The following is a 19,831-nucleotide window of genomic DNA, read 5'->3' as shown; positions in this document are numbered from 1 at the left end:
TTAATGAACTAATTTTGCAATTCTATTAAATCTTGTTGAACCTAAAAGTTTAAAGAAATTACTAAATGGAATTTCGGGATTCCAAGACCAATAAATCATTAATGCTTCCCCAACAATTTTTTCTCTGGGAACAAATCCCCAATATCTGCTATCGGAACTATCATCTCTGTTATCACCAATTGCAAAATAATAATCTTGAGGAATTTCATATTCTGAAGTTAATTTTCCATCAATATAAACTTTGCCAGCCATTACTTTAACAACATCTCGTTTATAATTTCTATTTATAAGGGTTCTATAAGTTTCAATATTTTCCGGAGTTAATTTAATAACATCACCTTTTTTAGGAATTACAAGCGGTCCGTATTGGTCTTTATTCCATCCGCTTCCTTTTGGAAAAATATCCGGTCTTGTATAACTTTTCGGTAAAATTTGTGGTACCAAATACTGAATATTCGCCGGACGATGCAATTCTGTTCCGTTAACATAAATTACTTTATTCTTAATTACAATTGTATCGCCGGGTTCTGCTACGCATCTTTTAACATAACTTAAAACCTCGGTCGGGATAATAACATCTCTATCACCGGGATATTCAAAAACAAAAATATCACCTTTTTCAGGTTCATCAATTGCGGGGAACTGATAATACGGAAGAACAACATTTGTAAAAGGAATATTTCTTGGTGTTGAAGCTCCGTATATAAATTTATTTACAAATAAAAAATCACCAACCATTATTGTCTGTTCCATTGAACCAGTAGGTACTCTTGAAGTTTCAATAAAAAATGTTTTGATAAATAGTGCCGCAAGCGCTGCATAAAATAAATTCTTCCAAAAATCCAAAAATTTAACTAATGGTGTTTTGTGCCGATTTTTATTTTGCCTTTCTTTGTTTTTATCATCTTTTGAAAACATATTTTTTCCCAAATTAAAATTCTTCAGCTATTTATAGTTGATTTTACTTTTTTTGTTTCAAATAATTTAGTGCGATTTTTTCCCTCTGAAGTGTAAAGATAATCTTTTTGGCAAACAAATGTAAAAGCGTACTCTTTAAATTAGTCATCAATTTGAAGTACGGCAAGAAATGCTTCTTGGGGAATTTCCACATTTCCAACTTGTTTCATTCGCTTTTTTCCTTCCTTTTGTTTTTCAAGAAGTTTTCTCTTTCTTGTAATATCTCCGCCGTAACATTTCGCAAGAACATTTTTTCTGAGAGCTTTAATATTTGTTCTCGAAATTATTTTATTACCAATTGCAGCTTGCACAGCAATTTCAAACATTTGTCGCGGTATTAAATCTTTTAGTTTTGTGCAAACTTTTTTCCCCCAATCATAAGCTTTATCTTTATGAACAATAATCGAAAGCGCATCAACAACATCTCCGTTTAACATAATATCCAACTTTGCTAAATCGGAAGTTCTATATCCAATATATTCATAATCAAATGAAGCATAACCGCGAGTTGTGGATTTTAATTTATCAAAAAAATCAAAAATAATTTCTGAAAGTGGAAATTCAAATTCCACATCTGCTCTGGTTGGATCAATATATGTTGTATTTTTATAAATTCCCCTTTTCTCCATTGCTAATTTCATGATGTTTCCCAAATATTCACTTGGAACAACAATTTGAGATTTTACATAAGGTTCTTCAATTCTTTCAATATCTCCAACGGGTGGAAGTTCTGCAGGATTATCTACAATTACTTTTTCGCCATTTCTTTTATATGCATGATATTCAACGTTTGGTAAAGTTGTAACAATTGTTTGATTATATTCCCTTTCCAATCTTTCTTGAATAATTTCCATGTGGAGCATTCCAAGAAATCCACAACGGAAACCAAATCCCAATGCAGCTGATGTTTCCGGAATAAAAGCCAATGATGCATCATTAAGTTGAAGTTTTTCAATTGCATCTCTTAAGTCCTCATAATCGTCCGAATCAGAAGGATACAATCCGGAGAAAACCATTGGTTTAATATTCTTATATCCGGCAAGCGGAGCTTCTGCTCCGTTTCTTGCGTGAGTTATTGTATCGCCTACTTTGGTATCGTGTACATCTTTAATACTTCCAATGACGTAACCAACATCGCCGGTGCTTAATTCTTCAGTTTTGATTTTTTTCAAACCTAAAATTCCGATTTCTTCAGCTTGAACAACTGCATTGCTAGCAAAAAACTTAATTTGATCTTTAGTTTTAAGCACACCGTTTACAATTCGAACGTAAGCAATTGCACCGCGGTAAGAATCAAAAACTGAATCAAAAATTAATGCTTGTAAAGGTTTATTCGGATCACCTTTCGGTGGAGGAATTTTATTAATAATTGCATCTAAAATTTCATCAAAACCAATTCTTGCTTTTGCACTTGCCAAAATTATATCGCTTTCTTCACAGCCAATTAAATCAATAATTTGATTTTTAATAACATCAACACGCGCACTCGGCAAATCAATTTTATTTATAATTGGGATTATTTCAAGTCCGGCTTCAACAGCTAAATAAACATTGCTAATTGTTTGCGCTTCAACACCTTGAGCAGCATCAACAACTAGTAAAGCACCTTCACATGCAGCAAGCGATCTTGAAACTTCATAGGAAAAATCTACATGTCCGGGTGTGTCAATCAAATTCAGATTATATAATTTATTATCTGAATGCGTGTAATTCATTTTTATAGCGTGAGATTTTATTGTAATACCGCGTTCACGCTCTAAATCCATATCATCCAAAAGCTGGGCTTTGGCTTCTCTTTTAGATACAGTTCCCGTAACATCCAAAAGCATATCTGCCAAAGTTGATTTACCGTGATCTATGTGAGCAATTATGCAGAAATTTCTAATATTTTCCATTATATCTTTTAAAATTTAGCTAAGAAATATACTTATTGATAAGGCAATTTCCAATTGAGTTGAAAATGATAAATCTTGACGGTTTTTGTGAAATGGATTACTGCTGAAAATTAAATGGATAAATAAATGAAATTCTTGGTTCAATTTTTCTTTGCGGTTTGTATCTTATAAAATTATCATCCAAATCTCTAATTGGTGTGAAAGTCCAATTATAAACCATTGAAACCAATATATAAGGATTTAATTTATAGCCAACTTCTGCAAATAAAAATGATCTGTTATCCAATGTAAACAAATCTTTTTCATTCTTGATATTTAATTTATCATAACCGGCCCGCGCAACAAAAATTCCATTTTCCGGAGAAATTTCTGTTCGTAAATTTAATGCGCCGCTATCCGGATTTTTATCATACCGTTGATAACTTCCGAAAACAAAAAACGAATTTATTACGGAAATTAACAATTCACCGTAATATCCATTCCCAACTTTAATTCCATTATGTAAAGTTTGAATTTTACTATTTACTGAATGGGATGTTTCATTAATTTGAAACCTTTCTAATTCATAAAAAGAATTAAAATATGATGGCAAATAATTTACCCCGTTCCATCTTCTTTCAAGTTTTGTTCTTACATCAACTAAACCTAAACCATAAAAATCAAGAATAATTCCGGCACTTCTACCGTTGCCAAAATCTAAAATTTCTGCATAATCATAATAAATATCAGAATTAACAATACTAGTTCTAAGCAATGGAAGACTAAAATCAAATCCAATAATTTCAGTTGCGCCTAAATTTTTTGTTGATTTATATTCATCATTTTCCGGATTATAATTTACTTCAATAACTCCGGCATTTTTATTAAAATCCGTTGTGTAAGTTGCTCCTATTTCAAACGCTCCAATAATTGGAACATCACCAATTTCGGTTGCCAAAAGCGGTCGAGTATAAGTTCTTAATCCAATAATTCCAGATTCTGCAAAAGTACTGTAAACAGCTTCAACTCCATAAAAATTAAAATCAATGTTAAATTCCAAACCAACTTTTCTTGAGTCAAAACTTGGACTATTATTGTACAAATACATTATGCTTCCATGACCGATTGTAGCAAAGTCCAAAGCTCCTAATCTTAAGTAAAAAGGATCACTTTTTTGTCCGTATCTAACATAACGTATTAAGCTTAAATAATCTGAAGTTTCATTAAAATTCTCATTGCGTAATTTTCCGTTTTTATCAAAATCCAAATTGAGGTCTAAACCAATTCCAAATTTTGCGAATGAAAGTTCCGGGAAAAGATGAACTGAATAAAAAGGTTCTCCATCAATCCAAGTTAAACCGGCAGCACCGCCAATAAATCCTTCGTTTGGACTTGGTCTAAAAATTTGTGCGGAAGTATATACTGAAAATGAAATCCAAAATAAAATGAATAATTTATTTTTCATGGAATAATAACTAATAGAATAAGAATAAAATTACAATACTAAAATATTTTACATATTATCGAAAAATAATTTTCATCTTACAACAGCTAATTTTTGTGTGATGTCTTGTTTTTCACCGTTTACATCCATTATTACTTTATACAAGTAAACTCCGTTGCCGATTGGGTCACCGTCTTCATCTTTTCCATCCCAGTAAATTTTATTCATATCATAATTAAGCTGATTACCGGAAAGATTGATTTCTTTAATTAATCTTCCCGCAACTGTAAATACACGAATTTTAATTTCATCGGGAATTTGAGTTAACTTAAAAGTAAAGTAAGTATCATTGTTAAACGGATTTGGATAATTATAAACTTCTAATAATTTCGGTTCGCTTAAAACATTAAATGATTTGGTAATGCCGGAATTTTGATCAGAATTTCCCGAAGCATCTTTCCCTAAAACTTTTAGAATATATTCTCCGTCTTCCAATTTTGGATTATACTCAACTGTAACTTTTGGATTTGAAGATGAATAATTTATTTTTAGGATTTCTGGATTTGAAAAATAACTTACATATTTATTATTCAGAAAAACTGCAATAGAAGTTGTATCTGAAATTGGCACCAAACTCGGGTCATTTAATTCTATTTTTATATTTGGATTACTGGAAATATATTCACCATCGAAAATTTCATTTCCGTCAAAACTCAATGCCAGTGTGGGTTTTGTCGTATCTCCAATTACTGTAAATGGAATGTTGAAATAATTATTATCTTCATATAATTCGGTTATTTTATTTTCGGGATCAATTGATATTGAAAAAGTTTTAGCTCCGTTAAAGTTTGAAGTATTATAAGATAAATTAAATTTCTGTCTCTTTTCTGAACCAAGTGAATCAATAATTTGCTCAAAAATTTTCTCTTTTGAATTATCCGAATTTACAACTTCAACAATTACCTTAACACTATCAGCTTTTGATTCGCCAACATTATAAACATAAAATTGCAGATTAGCATTTTCACCTTGCTGGATTGTATCATTTTCCACAGAAACAACTTGATAATTGATTGCCAGTTCTGGAATTCCATCATAATCAACACCTAAAGATTTTAGAACCGGAGAAGTGTTATTATCACCAGCTTTAAATTCAGCTAAAAATTTAATGTAAGGATATTTTTTTGCATCGATAAAACTTAAGGATGCTTCACCATTAACAATATTTAACGCATCAAGCGTATCTTCAGAATTATCAACTTGGGAAATTAGAATTGGTTTATAAATAATTTGGGAATTGTTCGGTAGTGAATCTTGAACAACTAAATTTTCCCAGTTTGTGGAGGGACCGATGATATTTGTAATTAATTTTCCATTATCAGTAATATATGATAATGTTGAATCAATTGTAACTGGACCGTCACCAGATTTTGAAATAGCTTCAGGCATGCTACCAATTATTGCTCCTTTTTTACCAATGAATGCCCAAGAACTTCTCCAACCAACTTGATCAATAAATTGACTTCCTAAAGATTTAATTTGTGCTTTCAATTCATCACTTCTTGGCGAGCCTTCATCAGAAATTGCAATTGCTACCAAATAATCATTAGTCAAAGTATCCAAAAAATGTATATAATTTGAAGTATTTATCCCACCTTCTAAAGTATTAAAATATTTATATTCGATAAATTCATAAGGAGGTAAGGAATTAAATAAAGCTATATGATGTCCAACTAATGGAGTTGGTACATAATTCACACCATTTCTTGAAATAATTGCAGCTTGACCATCATCAAAACCAGCAGAAAATAACTCAAATGTTACATAACTTGAGTCAAGTAAATTTGAATTGTTGTGAAAATGCAAATTATTTGATATAGAACTTGAAAAACTAACACTATCAGCTAGTAAATATTTTGGAGAAGAATTTAAAAATGAAAATGAAGCTGAAAAATTATTCCCTCCTTTTATTTTTGTTCTTCCAAAATATCTTTTATTTTTTTCTATATTTTCAAAACTATATATTGTAAAAAGAGAATCGAAATGAATTTCATGGCTTGAAAAACTTATAAATGAAAGATTATTAGAAATGTCAAAAATTATTATTTCTTCCTTTGGTTTGGAAGTTGGATTTATAAAAGTAATTTTTTTATCAATGCCATTTACATACTGATATTCAATAATCGGACGTATTAATGAACTACCAACATTAAATGTAAAATTCAAAATATTATCACTTTCAGATATTTCGTCGAATGCATCATATTCATCCAATTTTACTTTTATCGAATGACTGCCAGCTTTGTTTTTAATTGGAATATTCAGTTGAATTGAGTCTTCAAAATTGGGAATATCAACTTTAAAACTATTTATATTTTTAATGTTATTGAATTCACTCTCAATCTGTATGTGAATTGAATCATTGATTGCACTTCCATAATTATGGTATTTTATTTTAATTCCAACATTATCCTGTAAATCATTTAGAAATTGAGTATTTATTTCAACATCTTTTTCTTCGATGACAAAGTTTGGTTTTTGGGGAACCGATAAAGAAATTATTGGATCGCCAATCAAAGTATTTGTCAATGCGAATAATTTATAAACTCCTGTGGAACCAAAATCTTGTAACATTTCAAGTTTTGACCTATTAAGTGCTTCACTAACATTATAAACACTATCACGCAATATTTTCTTATAGAATATTTTAGGCGCATTAATTGCGGTAGATAAAAATCCAAGTGAGGTATTTCCAATATATGCTAATGCTTGTCCATCTTGGTTAACTGTAAACAATTCCGAAAAAGACTTGATATCAGGCTCACCAAATTTTCCAGTCGAACAACCAAAATCCGAAACAATTGGATATCTATTTCTAGTATTTTTTAACTGTAGAGGAGAAACAATTGTATTATCCCAGATTTGAGTTCCACTATGACCTAAATACGAGATAAACATTGCCCCTTTATCAATTACACTTTGAAAAAATTCTTCAGAATACGGGCCAAAATTAGTTTTAGGTTCGACAGTTTTGTAAAAGTGAGTCGAGGTTCCACCAATCGGTCTTGTATTTATAAAATTATCAATAACAAACTGATTAGATTCCTTCAATTGTGAAAGTTCTGAAATATTTTTTGCATCTCCACTAGAGAAAAATATATATCTTTTATTCCAATCATCAAACCCTTGCTCTACAAATGTTTTGTGTTTATCAAAATACCATTCAAGTTCATCATTATTTGTAACGGGGATACGACCAATATTCATTTGAGGGATATAAGTGCCAGTAGTATCCCAAGTAACAAACCAATTATCACTAACCGGAGCGCCGAAAGACGGGACATAATTAATAACACGTTCTTTCACGGATGACAAATTTTTAAATTTATTCCCATAATAGTCGTAAGTTGCTCCTCCAATCAAAACAACATATTTTGGTTTAGGATTTTGCCAATAATTATGAGTAGATTGAAGAAAGGATTTTATAGCTTCTGGATTAAAAAGGCCGTAAGAGAATTCATCATAAATATCATCAATATCAATAACACTGGTACACAAATTATAACTATTTGAAATAAATTCTGAATATTCTATAACCTTAGTTAAGAATTTTTTATGAGTAATAGCCAAGTAATCTGACTTATTATCCGGTCTTCTAAGATTTATAAATTGTTTTTTGTAATAAATTTTTGGAGTTAAAATTTTTGTAATATTTGAGTAAGCGTATTTATCTGAAGAGGAAATCGTATCAGAAAATACGATTGCATTTTCAATATTTTTTAATGTGAATTTTTTATAACTGTCTCCATATTTCCATATTGTAAAATTATCAGCAGAAATATTTTGGAGCATGACTATATATGCAACTTTGTTTTTAAGAAATGAAAATGAAAAATTTAAGAAATTATCAATTGGCTTAAGATATCTTTCATATTCTATTTCAAACCAGTCAAAAACACAAAGATTTATAGAAGATTCAGTAGCTATTGAATTTATTTTTAATGTGTTGTTTCCGGAATTAAGTAAATTTGAATTAAATTCTGCATCAAGTACAATTTGCTCATACTTATCAATATAAATTGAATCGCTCCATCTTTCATATGAATTTAATCCGAGTGACAATAAATGTGCATTTTTAGAAATATCAGACGCAAAGTCTTGTAACTTTACATAAATATGAAATGGTTTGTTTGGATAAATATCAGATACAACAAAATTTTTATTACGAATTCCTATATTAAGGTTACCTTCGTTCCATGTTTTATTTTCACTCCAAAATGGACTTTCTCTTCTCACTTGATCAACTGTTGCAAAATCGAACCAAATATTTGTTTCATAATGGTCGATTTGAGTATAAGACTTTAATGTATCAGCATTAGTAACCTCACTGTCCCCAAAAACATTAACACGTTTTCCAGCTACCCCATCCCATGTTAGCCAGTATATAGTAGTATCAGTATATCGTCCTAAATATTCATTATAAGGTTCATCATATTTACTTACAATTCTATGATTTCCTCCCAAATTTCTTAAACCAACAAATTCAATATAATCATCACTATCAAAAGATAAATCATTCTCACCTTCAACAAAAATAGGAATTTCTTTCCCTTTTGAGAAAAGTTTAAATGTTTTTGGATTTATTGATTGTACTATTAACCCGTTTTGCTCAAGATGATCTTTTGTTAATCTATAAATTCCATCTACTAAAGTCCCAATTTTTAAATATTGTTTTGTGTAATCTATCCAGTTATTTGTAGTATCATTTCCAATTAAGATTTTATTAGGTTTACCAGAATATTTGATAGCATATTTTGCGTTAATCAAAGAATTTAGATTATGAATACTTTGAGTATATGCGAATTTAGAAAGATTCTTACTTCCTTTGAATTCTATTTTAATTTCGATCTCATTAATTTGTGAAATTATTGAAGTTTTATCATCATAACTATATTGGTTTATTTCCAAATTAACGCAGTAAATTTCACCTAGCCAAAAGTAACCCTTAACCTCGATTGTTGGTTTTGGTTTTCCCTTATAAATCTTTTGACTTATAAAATTATATTGAAGTTCTTCATTATTATTTTTAACAACTTCGGGGTTAACTCCGAGAACAAATCTTTTCTTCTCTTCGTTAAGTACTTTAGAAGTAATACTGTATTTTTCACTAAACGGAATTCCAATTATTATAGATTTAGACGGCAATGCAAAATATCCATTTTTGCTTTCGTCAAAAAAACCTTTCATTTCGTTCCGGGGCAATAGTTCTGTTGCATTTAGTTTTAATTTCATTCTTAGTTCACTATCAGCTTCAAAGTAATTAGTTAATAATACTTGAGCATTAAGAATGGAACAGAAAACAATTGTTAAAAATATAATTACCTTTTTCATAAATTTATGCGAATATTATATAATTGAATTATATTGTTTAATTAAATTGGCAATATGTTTTTCTGCGCAAAATTTAGACAATATTTCTTTTTGTTTAAGTTCATCGATTTTAAATTGAGATTTATTTTCCCATAATCTTCTAACAGCATCTTGATAGCTGTTTAAATTATTTCCTTTAACTATAAAACCAGTTTTACCATCCTCTATTAATTCTGAGGTTCCCCCTAAGCCCGAAGTAATAATTGGTTTGCCATATGCTAAAGCTTCAATATTTACTAACCCGAATGATTCCCAACTCAAATAAGGAAGTAATAAGAATTTACTATTCATAAGTAATTCTTTTTTATTTACTCCTTCTGAGTAATTCATAAATTTCAGATTAGACAAAAAATTGTATTTAGATTTAACTGATTGTAAATCACGCCCTAAACCAGCAATAACAAACTCAATATCAAGATTTTGTTTAGCTAATTCACATACAATATTTATGCCTTTTGCATAAACAATATTCCCCAAGAATAATACATAAGAGCCATTATTAGAAACTAGATTATTTTGCTCAATATTTATTCCATTATATATTCTTTTTATTTTTTTTTCATCAAGTCCTAACTCAATATATTTATCAACAATAAAATTACTGACTCCTAAGAACAGATCAACATTAGTTGAATATTTGATCCATTCATGTGGAACTGGGCGATTAAATGAAGCAAAAAAAGATTTGAATTTAGAATAATCATAACATGATTTCCGAATTCCATCTGAAAAATTATTATTGATAAAGCAATCGGTACAAATTTTTCCATCAATAAAAAAAAATGAGTTTAAGCAAAATGGATAATAGTTGTGTAAATGTTGAACTACTTTTAAATTTTTAGATTTTTTTTCCATCCACCAGGGTTTTCTTAAAATAGGATATGTATTATGAAAATGAATAATGTCTGGTTTAAAGGATTTTAATTTATGCTCAATGACTTTGTTTCTTTCACTTTCGGAGAAATATAAAATTGTATGTTTGAATTTATTTAAAATACTGTTATTTAAAAAATCCTTATGTGAGAAATCTAACAATTCAACATCAATTCCGTTTTTTTTTAATCCGTCAAATTCAGTTTCTAAAACAATATCAATACCGCCTTTTATTACTGTTGATTCATTAATAAAAAGGATTTTCATTTTTCAACCAAATTTATAACAATTTTCTTTGTAATTATTCTAAAATAAAATAACGGAACCCCTATCAAATATCTTTTCCATACACGCGGGAATTCAAAAATTAATTTGTGCAACCATTCTAAATTTAATTTCCTAATCAACCGAGGTGCTCGTTTTTTATTTTCAGCTAAATATTGAAACCATCCGCCAACACTAATTACAATTTTTACTTTCAATTCCTTATAATTTTCTAATATCCATTTCTCTTGTCTTCCAACACCTAACCCAACAAATAATAGATCCACATTCAAATCGTTTATTTCATTTATTAACTCACTTGAACTAAAATTGTATCCATTGCAAAAGCCAACTATATTTATATTAAAATATTTTTTTTTAATAGATTTAATGGCATTATACAATATAGATTCTTTGTCTCCAAATAAATAAACATTTACATTCTTTTTATTAATTTCTTTTAAAATATTTTCTTGAAAGTCTGTGCTAATTATTTTCTTAAATTTTCTATTTACGAATAATTTTATATAAAAATATAGAGCTGCTGAGTCTGGATATAAAAATAAATTATTCAAGTAATTCATATCTATATTTTTTTCATAAAAATAATTAGCAACGTTAAAATCTAAGTACTGAATGACAAATGGGAAATCGTTCTTTTTTATTTTAAATAGTTTTTTTCCAACTATATCCTCGCTAATTGTTTCAAGTTTAAACAGCATGTCTTTCCAACAAAATTTTTTTTACTTCGTTAATTACTATTTGTGGAGTAATCTCAATTAAACAAAACATTTCACTTTTAATACATTCCCAGTGACATAGAAAACAATCCATTTTATTATAGAGATATTTTACTTTATTTGTAGATTTGAACGGAAAAAATCTGCCAAACTCACCTCCACCAATAATTGAAATGAGTGGAGTATTTAACTTAAGCGCAAGGTGAGTCATACCTGAATCCATACCAATAAATAATTTTGCGTATTTTAATAAACTTGGAATCTCATTTAAATTCAATTCACCTGCTAAATTAAATACATTTCCTTTATCAGTAATTAATCTTTCAATTTTGTTTTTCTGATTTCTTGATCCAATTAATACAATTTGATAATCAATTTTCAGATAATCAATTAATTCTTTAAAATAATTTGATTTCCATTCTCTATTCATTTGAGATGAAAATGGTGATATTACAATGTAATTTGACAAATTAAGTTGTTCGTTAAATTTTAATAATTTATTTTCAGCAAAAGTAATTCCATTATTAAAAGCTATTTCCACTTTATCATGATTAAATTCCTCTATCAATTCAAAATGTTTCTGATATTCGTTTAAAGTTTTTTTTGCAATAATTGAAGTGTACTTACTATCGAAATATGTACCTAAGTGTTTTCCAAGATATTCCCAAAATGAATTTAGTGCAATAAGTTCCTTAGCGCCAGATAAATGAGTAATTTCCTCATTAAGAATTCCCCTTGCTGCTGTGAGCTGAATACATGTTTTAAATGCTTCAGCTCTTAATAAGGAAAGTAATTTGAATTTATACAAAATAGAAAAACGATATTTTTTTTCATTATAGCCAAAAAATTTAATATCCCCTTCATAATTAGTAAATAAATCTAAATATTGACTTTTAATAAGAAATATAATTTTATTATATTCCTTAAATATTTTAGGATTCTCCAGTAAAATAGACGATACAATAAGATCTCCAATATAACCTGTATTTATTAGTAATAAATAGTTTTTGTGCTTTTTAACTTTTGGAAGAGAAAATTTAAGAAATTGAAAAACAAATATTTCAGTATAATTCTTTATGTAGTGAATCAGCTTCAACGTTTCACTTTTGACTTAAAAATAAAATATTTTTGAAATAAAATTTATCACTTTTCTCTCCTAGACTTTTTCAGTTTGTTTAATTTTTTTTAAAAGAAAAATTCCATTGAAAATTGAAATAATGTAGTAAATTGCAAGATAAATTCTTTTTTGAATTAAAATAATGCCTAATAAATCAAATATATAGGTTTTTATTAATCTTCTAAAAGTGTACTCTTTAAATAATTGACAAATAACAAAAAGATTTCTTGGCACATATTTTACACTCAATTTATTAAATTCGTTTAACCTAAAAAAAAATTTTCCTCTCCCGATATATCTATGCACTTGTGCAGTATGTCTAACACACGACGATAAAATAGTTAAAATTGGAATATTTGAATTTTTAATTCGAAGGTAATATTCATATTCATCTCCATAGATAAAAAATAGACTATTTGGAAAACCAATTTTTATGATTACATCTTTATGAATTAAAGTACCATTAAAAAAATTAGCACCATAAATAATATTTGTGTCTTTTATTTCTGAAATAGTCTTGAAGAATTTTTTATTTTTATAATCTTCCAAACCAAAATTGAGTTGTTGAGGATTTGTTTTCGCAATAACAACTGAATTAAGAATAACATTAGTTTTAAATTCAGTTGTTAATAAATTTTCAAGAGCATTTAATTCCGGCAAGCAATCATCATCCATAGTCCAAATCCAGTCATAACCTTTTTCATAAGCTAGTTTCATTCCATTATGAAAACCTCCTGCACCGCCTAAATTTTCTTGATGAATTTTTGTTAAATCTCTTAGTTCATCCAACCATTCTTTTGTGCCATCCTGGCTATCATTATTTACGACAATTATTTCATCTAATTTTCTGGTTTGATTTCTTAAAGCTTCAATGCATTCTTGAAGAAGTTTTATTCGGTTATGTGTTACAACAACAGCCGCTATAGTTTCATTCATACAATTTTCTCGTATTCCAAAAAACAGTTGGCAACCACCTGATCCATATTATAATATTTATACTCAGCTAATCTTCCACAGAAAAATACATTTTCAATTTTTTCTGCTTCAGTTTTATATTTTTTATATAATTCTTCATTTTGATTTGTGGGAATTGGATAATAAGGTTCTCCATTTACTTGAGCAAATTCTTTACTAATTGTTGTAGTAGATTTTTCTTGTCCAGTTAAATATTTATATTCACTAACTCTTGTAAAATCCTCGCTTTTATCAACATGATTTACAACTGCAGCATCTTGAAACTTTTCCTTATTAAAATTCTCCCACTCAAATTTAATGGAACGATACGGTAATTTCCCAAATTTATAATCAAAAAAATAATCTATTGGTCCGGTGTATATCATTTTAATAAAATCAATTTCATTTACAATTTTCTTATAATCTGTATTTAGTAAAATCTCAATATTCTTATTATCTAACATTTTTTCAAACATTTTAGTATATCCATCTTTGGGCATAAATTGATATTTGTCTGTAAAATATCTATCATCATCATTTGTTCTTACCGGAATTCTTCCGCAAACTGTTGGTGATAATTCCGCCGGATCCAAATTCCATTGTTTCTTTGTGTAAAATTTAAAGAACTTTTCGTATAAATCAATACCTACTTGATTGACAATTATATCCTCTGAATTTTTTATTGGATATCTTTTTTCTTTAACCGAATTATAAAACTCTGCAACTTCTTCATCAGTCGTAAATTTTTTATTATATAATTTATTTATTGTCGTTCTGTTTATCGGAATTGGATAAAGTTCATCATTTAATTTTGCTAAAACTCTGTGTTCGTAAAATCTCCATTCCGTAAATTGAGAAAGGTAATCAAAAACTTTTTTACTATTTGTGTGGAAAATATGCGGACCGTATTTATGGACTAAAATGCCATGTTCATCAAATTCATCATAAGCATTTCCGCCAATGTGATTTCTTTTTTCTACAATTAAAACTTTTTTATTTAATTGACTTGCAATTCTTTCTGCAAAAACACTTCCGGCAAATCCAGCTCCTACAATTAAATAATCATATTTCATAACTCAGAAGTTGCTTTCTTAAAAACATTAATATTTTTTCGTTTTAGAAAACTTAACATTTTTGTAGTTACAACTAATTCGGTAATTACAACTGCTACGGCGCTTCCAAATTCAAAATAAATTGGAACAATTATAAATGATAAAATGATATTAAAAACTCCCGCAACAATTATAATGTTTGCAAATTCTTTTTTGTAGCCAAGGTGAATCATTGTTTGAATTCCGGCAACGTTACTTGCAAAAATTATAAATGGTAAAAATGATAAAACCTTAAGTACTATTACTGATTTTAGATATTCAATGCCCAAAACTAAAATTACAATTTGTTCCGAAAAAACAAATAGTAAAATGCTTAAAACTAAAACGATAGTTCCCATGGAAAAAATATACTTTCGAATAAAACTAAATCCGGCTTCTAATGATCTAAGAAATTCTGATGATAAATGTGGAAAAATTGTTCTTCCTGCTGTTGATGTAACATTTTGCACCGCATATCTAATTTTATCCGCAGCAGAAAAATATCCTACAATTGTATCGTTTGTAAAAATTCCAAGTATAAAAATATTTGAAATTGTATATAAACTTATTGATACATTAGAAATAAAATAATGCCAGCTATCCGTAAGCTGATATTTAATTTGCTCAATTGAAGGGATTTTAAATTTTAAATTAAATTTTATTTTTGCAATCCATAAACCAATAATTCCAGTTACTATTGAACTGATTGCATTCAATGTTACAAGAATTATAATATCATCCTTTGAATTCACAAATAGAAAAATTGATATTACCCAAAGTACTTTAACTGCAATGCTGATATTTGTAATGTATCCCATTTCTTCAATTCCTTGATAAAACCAAATGGGAAAAATTGTTGTTCCAAATACAGCAAGAAACGACACAAAATAAATCATTGCATGGAAATTAAATTTTGGGATAAATAATAGAATCGGAATAATCATCAAAATGCTTAGAAGAAAAAGCAAAAGTTTTACACCAAGAACCGAATTAAAAATTTCCTCAAGTTTTTCTGGATTACTTTTTCTTATTATAGAAATATCTTTAGTTGCTGAAAGATGAAAACCATAATCTGTAATTACAGTAAAGTATCCTATAAATGCATTTGCAAATGATACAAGTCCGTAACCTTCGGGACCTAAAACTCTAACTAAATAAGGAAATGTAATAATCGGGAAAATATATTGCGAAATTTGAAGAGCCGTTAAGGAAGAAAAATTTCTTAATAAAGTTTTATTTTTTTGAATAAATATTTTGATAAAATCATTAATATTCATCTATTTTTTCACAAGCCATTCTTGCGGATTTTGATAATTTCTTTCATTCCAAATTTCAAAATGCAGAATATTTCCTTCAAGACTTTCATTTACTTTTCCAATATAATCGCCGGCTTTAACTTTATTTCCTTCCAAAACGCTTATATCTGTAATATGACCGTAAACTGTTCTGTAGTTATCTCTGTGTGTAATTATTAAAACACTTCCATAACCCGGAATCCATTCAATTGCGCTTACAACACCTTCTGCAACGGCATATACTTCACTATCGTCTTTTGCAATAATATCAATTCCGTAATTTAATGTTACGGTTTTTGTTTTATCATTTTTGTTTTCACCAAAATTTCTTCCAACTTTTGGAGATTTAATCGGCCAGCTTAAAACACCTTTTAGTTGTGCAAAATTTTGGAAACTGCTGTAATTGAAATCAAAATCATAATCTTTAATTTCACCCTTCAATTTTGCAGTACGTAATTGTCTTTCCTTTTCTCTTTCCTTTTCAATTAAATCTGCAATCATTTTTTTTATTTTGATCTCAATTTTTCTTTTTTCTTCAATTTCAACATTTACATTTTTTTTATCTTTTTTTAACGAAGCTAATAAAACTTTTTTATCTTCTCTTTTTTTGTTTAAAACATTTTGTTCAGATGATTTCTGATTTTTCAATTTTACTTTTTCAGAAAGTTCTGTTTCAACTAAATTTTTCGCTTCATTCAATTTTATCTGATTATCACGCAATTCATTTACATTTTTTTCACTTTCCTTATGAACGTAATCCAAATATTTATAGCGAATTAAAAGTTGATTGAACGAATCTGAATTGAATAAATATTTCAGTGTAGAATTATCACCTTGTTTATAAATCCAAACTAAATAACTACCATATTCTTTCTGCAATGCTTTAATTCGTGATTTGTGTTTTTGAATCTGATAATTTAGTTCAGAAATATTTTGCTCTTTTTGCTTTTCTTCCTTCTCAAGTTTTTTTATACTTTTATTCAAAAGTAAATTCTGCTGATCTAACTTTTTTAAAACTGAAAGATTATTTTTTTCTTTTTTTGCTAATTCGGAAAGTTCACCTTCAAGAGATTGGATTTGGTTTTGTATGTTTTTCAACTCACTACTTTTGTCACCAATTTTATTTTCATCTTGACTAAATATGAGTAACGGAATTAATAAAAATATTAGGAGAACTTTTTTTACCATATTTTTACGCTAACATTTTTTGGTAATTCAAGTTGAAGATTACCTAAATCTTCATTTACGGAAATATTTCGGTAATCAATTGTAACTTTTTGGTTATTAACTTTATTCTGAATTATTACTGTTGATGGAATTGCAACATTATCAAATATTTCAAAATCTTTGTATTCACCATCAAACAATAATGTTTTCTTATTCTTAAAAAGTTTAAAATTATTTATTGCGAGATTCCCAATTTGTATTTGATACAAACTTTGCTTGTTATTTAAAGTATCCAAGTAAGTTAAATGATATTCTTCATCCGTAAGTTTATAAATATCAGGTTCAATTCTTAATTTATCTGTTAGATTAACAGCTCCGGCAAAAGCATCAAATAATTCACTAAAGCTCAAATCAATATGAAAAATTTTATTAAGAATTGTATTATCATTTCTACCTCTGTACAAAACATTTTTCATCTCGTCATAAAATTCAAATTCAGATGAAGTTATTAATGCTTGCGCAAGATCAATCCCAAACGGACCGTAAATTATAAATTTCAGCGAATCGGGTTTTTTAAGATAAACTTCAAAAGTTGCTTTTGCTTCAAGTTCTTCAGATTCAACATTAATAATTCCGTAACCTTGAAACGTTTTAATTTTTCTTCTGTTCGCTTCTAACTTTTTTATTAATCTATCTGCTGTTAAAATTTCTTCTTCATAAGTTGGTTTACTTGGGACACAACTAATAATTGAAACAATAAGCAAAATGTAAAGGATAAAATTTTTCTTGTTTGTCACTCCAATCCTTGTAAAATTTTTTGTTCAACGTTTTCTATTTTGGGATCTAATTTAAGCGCATCTTGCCAAAGTACTTTTGCTTTTTCCTTATTTTCAAGTTTGTAATATACATCTCCCAAATGATCAAGTAAAGTTGCATTTTTATTATCAAATTCAATTGCTTTTTCAATATAATATTTGGCATCTTCAAATTTATTCATCTTAAAATAAACCCACCCAATTGTATCAAGATATGATGAATTTTCCGGATCTTTTTCAACTGCAACTTTTACCATTTTCAATGCTTTTTCTAATTGAACTCCACGCTCTGCAAGTGAATATGCAAAATTGTTTAAAGTTAAAATATCGGTAGAATCTATAGAAATAGTTTTGTCATAAATACTATCACTTTTTTGAAACATATCTCTATTTTCATAAATCATTCCCATTAAGCTTAGCGCTTGAATATTTTTTGAATCAATTCGCAAAGCTCTTTCCAAATATTTCAACGCTTCATCACTTTGTTTTGCTTGATGTAAAGAAAAACTATATGACATTGTAGAATTCAAATCATTAGGATTTATTTCCACAGCTTTCTTTAAATATGGAATTGCGCCGGTATGATCCGAACTTTGTGCTAAAGATAATCCGAGAATAAAATTAATTACAAAATCATTTGGAAACTTTTTAACAGCATCTTCCATTTCGCTTGCGGCTATTGAGTATTCACCATTTTCAAATAAAATTTGTCCAAACCTAATTCTTAAATCACTGTTTAATGGAGCTAGTTCAATTGCTTTTCTAAAAAATTTTTGAGACAAAGAATCATTTTTTTGCTTATTGCAAATTTCTCCCATAAAAGCATTAATTTGCCAATCGGCTGTATCTTTATCAATTTGTTCAAGAACATTAAACGCAATTGGTAAAAGTGAAGAATCATTTAAACTTTCAGCATAAAATGCTGCTCCAATTCTCATTTTAATTTCGAACGGAATATTTGGTTTAGTTAAAATCTTTTTATACTCTTCCGAACCTTTATCCCATTCTTTCATTTTTACATATGCATTTCCTTTAAGTTCAATTAGATTTATATCATCAGGAAATATTTCCAGAGAATTATTAACTGTACTTAATGCTTTTTCATATTGATTTGTTTTGATGTATGATTCAGCAAGCATTTTCTGCAATTCTAAACTTGAAGGATTAAGTTCCAAAAGTTCTTCAACAGTTTTTACAGTTTGATCAGTTTGACCAAGTCTATCATTAAGTTCAGCAATTTTTAATAAAACATTCCATTCCGGACCAGTAATTGCTAAAATTTCTTTATAAAGTTCCAAGGATTTTAGTGGCTGGTTTGCTTCATTAAGTTGAGCTAAATTAAATCTTGCATTTACATCTTGAGGATCTAAAACAACAATTTTTTCGAAAACAGCTTTTGCGGAATCTATATTTCTGCTAAATGAATAAATAGTTCCAAGCAAAGTTAGATATTCAACATTTTGTGACTCTAACTCAACAGCTTTTTTTGTATTTAGTAACGCTTGAGGAATTTTACTCAAACGCAAAAAATCTTTTCCAAGAGCATAATAAATCCCAGCACTTGGGTCTAATCTTAATGCTTCTTGATAATCCAAAATTGCTTCTGCATATTTCCCTTCAATATCCATCATTGAGGCATCAATAAATAATTGTGCAGCAGTTTCTTTATCAGCATTAGAAGTTTTGTTTTGAACAATTTCTTTTTTAAGTTCTTCCTTTTCAACGTGGGATGAACAAGAAAGGATGAAAATTACCAGTAAAAAATAAATGTATTTTATCAATTAAATTTTGCCTAATTATTATAAAAATT

The 19,831-nt window shown here is 28.2% G+C and carries 13 protein-coding genes; all 13 read right to left on the bottom strand.

Annotated features, from left to right (window positions below):
- Positions 1 to 918, bottom strand: coding sequence for a signal peptidase I (lepB, locus tag IPM32_11365; protein ID MBK8945852.1), 918 nt, complete (start codon positions 916 to 918; stop codon positions 1 to 3).
- Between the two features lie 140 nt (positions 919 to 1,058).
- Positions 1,059 to 2,852 carry an elongation factor 4 gene (gene lepA / locus IPM32_11360; GenBank protein MBK8945851.1) on the bottom strand — a complete coding sequence of 598 codons (1,794 nt, stop codon included), beginning with the start codon at positions 2,850 to 2,852 and terminating at the stop codon, positions 1,059 to 1,061.
- A 97-nt stretch (positions 2,853 to 2,949) separates the two neighbouring features.
- Complete coding sequence (locus tag IPM32_11355; protein ID MBK8945850.1) at positions 2,950 to 4,296, bottom strand: hypothetical protein; 1,347 nt, start codon at positions 4,294 to 4,296, stop codon at positions 2,950 to 2,952.
- Positions 4,297 to 4,368: 72 nt separating this feature from the next.
- Entirely contained in the window at positions 4,369 to 9,666 is a 5,298-nt protein-coding gene (locus IPM32_11350) for a T9SS type A sorting domain-containing protein (GenBank protein MBK8945849.1), read from the bottom strand.
- A gap of 15 nt (positions 9,667 to 9,681) precedes the next feature.
- Entirely contained in the window at positions 9,682 to 10,845 is a 1,164-nt protein-coding gene (locus IPM32_11345) for a glycosyltransferase family 4 protein (protein ID MBK8945848.1), read from the bottom strand.
- Positions 10,842 to 11,564: a WecB/TagA/CpsF family glycosyltransferase gene (locus tag IPM32_11340; GenBank protein ID MBK8945847.1), complete on the bottom strand. Its 723-nt coding sequence runs from the start codon at positions 11,562 to 11,564 to the stop codon at positions 10,842 to 10,844. The genes IPM32_11345 and IPM32_11340 overlap by 4 nt, the downstream gene beginning before the upstream one ends.
- Positions 11,554 to 12,678: a glycosyltransferase family 9 protein gene (locus IPM32_11335; GenBank protein MBK8945846.1), complete on the bottom strand. Its 1,125-nt coding sequence runs from the start codon at positions 12,676 to 12,678 to the stop codon at positions 11,554 to 11,556. Before IPM32_11335 ends, IPM32_11340 begins: the two co-directional genes overlap by 11 nt.
- Positions 12,679 to 12,738: 60 nt before the next feature.
- Positions 12,739 to 13,635: a glycosyltransferase gene (locus IPM32_11330; protein MBK8945845.1), complete on the bottom strand. Its 897-nt coding sequence runs from the start codon at positions 13,633 to 13,635 to the stop codon at positions 12,739 to 12,741.
- A complete protein-coding gene (glf, locus tag IPM32_11325) occupies positions 13,632 to 14,726 on the bottom strand; it encodes a UDP-galactopyranose mutase (protein MBK8945844.1) in 1,095 nt (364 codons plus the stop codon). The genes IPM32_11330 and glf overlap by 4 nt, the downstream gene beginning before the upstream one ends.
- A complete protein-coding gene (locus IPM32_11320; GenBank protein MBK8945843.1) occupies positions 14,723 to 16,021 on the bottom strand; it encodes a flippase in 1,299 nt (432 codons plus the stop codon). Before IPM32_11320 ends, glf begins: the two co-directional genes overlap by 4 nt.
- Complete coding sequence (locus IPM32_11315) at positions 16,022 to 17,227, bottom strand: peptidoglycan DD-metalloendopeptidase family protein (GenBank protein ID MBK8945842.1); 1,206 nt, start codon at positions 17,225 to 17,227, stop codon at positions 16,022 to 16,024.
- A complete protein-coding gene (locus tag IPM32_11310) occupies positions 17,221 to 18,003 on the bottom strand; it encodes a DUF4292 domain-containing protein (GenBank protein ID MBK8945841.1) in 783 nt (260 codons plus the stop codon). The genes IPM32_11315 and IPM32_11310 overlap by 7 nt, the downstream gene beginning before the upstream one ends.
- Positions 18,000 to 19,802, bottom strand: a complete 1,803-nt coding sequence (locus tag IPM32_11305; GenBank protein MBK8945840.1) for a tetratricopeptide repeat protein — start codon at positions 19,800 to 19,802, stop codon at positions 18,000 to 18,002. Before IPM32_11305 ends, IPM32_11310 begins: the two co-directional genes overlap by 4 nt.
- Positions 19,803 to 19,831 lie beyond the last annotated feature (29 nt).

It is taken from the genome of Ignavibacteriota bacterium, from assembly GCA_016716225.1.
GTDB lineage: Bacteria > Bacteroidota > Ignavibacteria > Ignavibacteriales > Melioribacteraceae.
This window is presented reverse-complemented; position numbering and strand designations above follow the sequence as displayed.

What these genes read in the sequence shown, in the direction of transcription:
- lepB (MBK8945852.1), bottom strand. Translation starts at nt 918, where the DNA reads ATGTTTTCAAAAGATGATAAAAACAAAGAAAGGCAAAATAAAAATCGG.
- lepA (MBK8945851.1), bottom strand. Translation starts at nt 2,852, where the DNA reads ATGGAAAATATTAGAAATTTCTGCATAATTGCTCACATAGATCACGGT.
- IPM32_11355 (MBK8945850.1), bottom strand. Translation starts at nt 4,296, where the DNA reads ATGAAAAATAAATTATTCATTTTATTTTGGATTTCATTTTCAGTATAT.
- IPM32_11350 (MBK8945849.1), bottom strand. Translation starts at nt 9,666, where the DNA reads ATGAAAAAGGTAATTATATTTTTAACAATTGTTTTCTGTTCCATTCTT.
- IPM32_11345 (MBK8945848.1), bottom strand. Translation starts at nt 10,845, where the DNA reads ATGAAAATCCTTTTTATTAATGAATCAACAGTAATAAAAGGCGGTATT.
- IPM32_11340 (MBK8945847.1), bottom strand. Translation starts at nt 11,564, where the DNA reads ATGCTGTTTAAACTTGAAACAATTAGCGAGGATATAGTTGGAAAAAAA.
- IPM32_11330 (MBK8945845.1), bottom strand. Translation starts at nt 13,635, where the DNA reads ATGAATGAAACTATAGCGGCTGTTGTTGTAACACATAACCGAATAAAA.
- glf (MBK8945844.1), bottom strand. Translation starts at nt 14,726, where the DNA reads ATGAAATATGATTATTTAATTGTAGGAGCTGGATTTGCCGGAAGTGTT.
- IPM32_11320 (MBK8945843.1), bottom strand. Translation starts at nt 16,021, where the DNA reads ATGAATATTAATGATTTTATCAAAATATTTATTCAAAAAAATAAAACT.
- IPM32_11315 (MBK8945842.1), bottom strand. Translation starts at nt 17,227, where the DNA reads ATGGTAAAAAAAGTTCTCCTAATATTTTTATTAATTCCGTTACTCATA.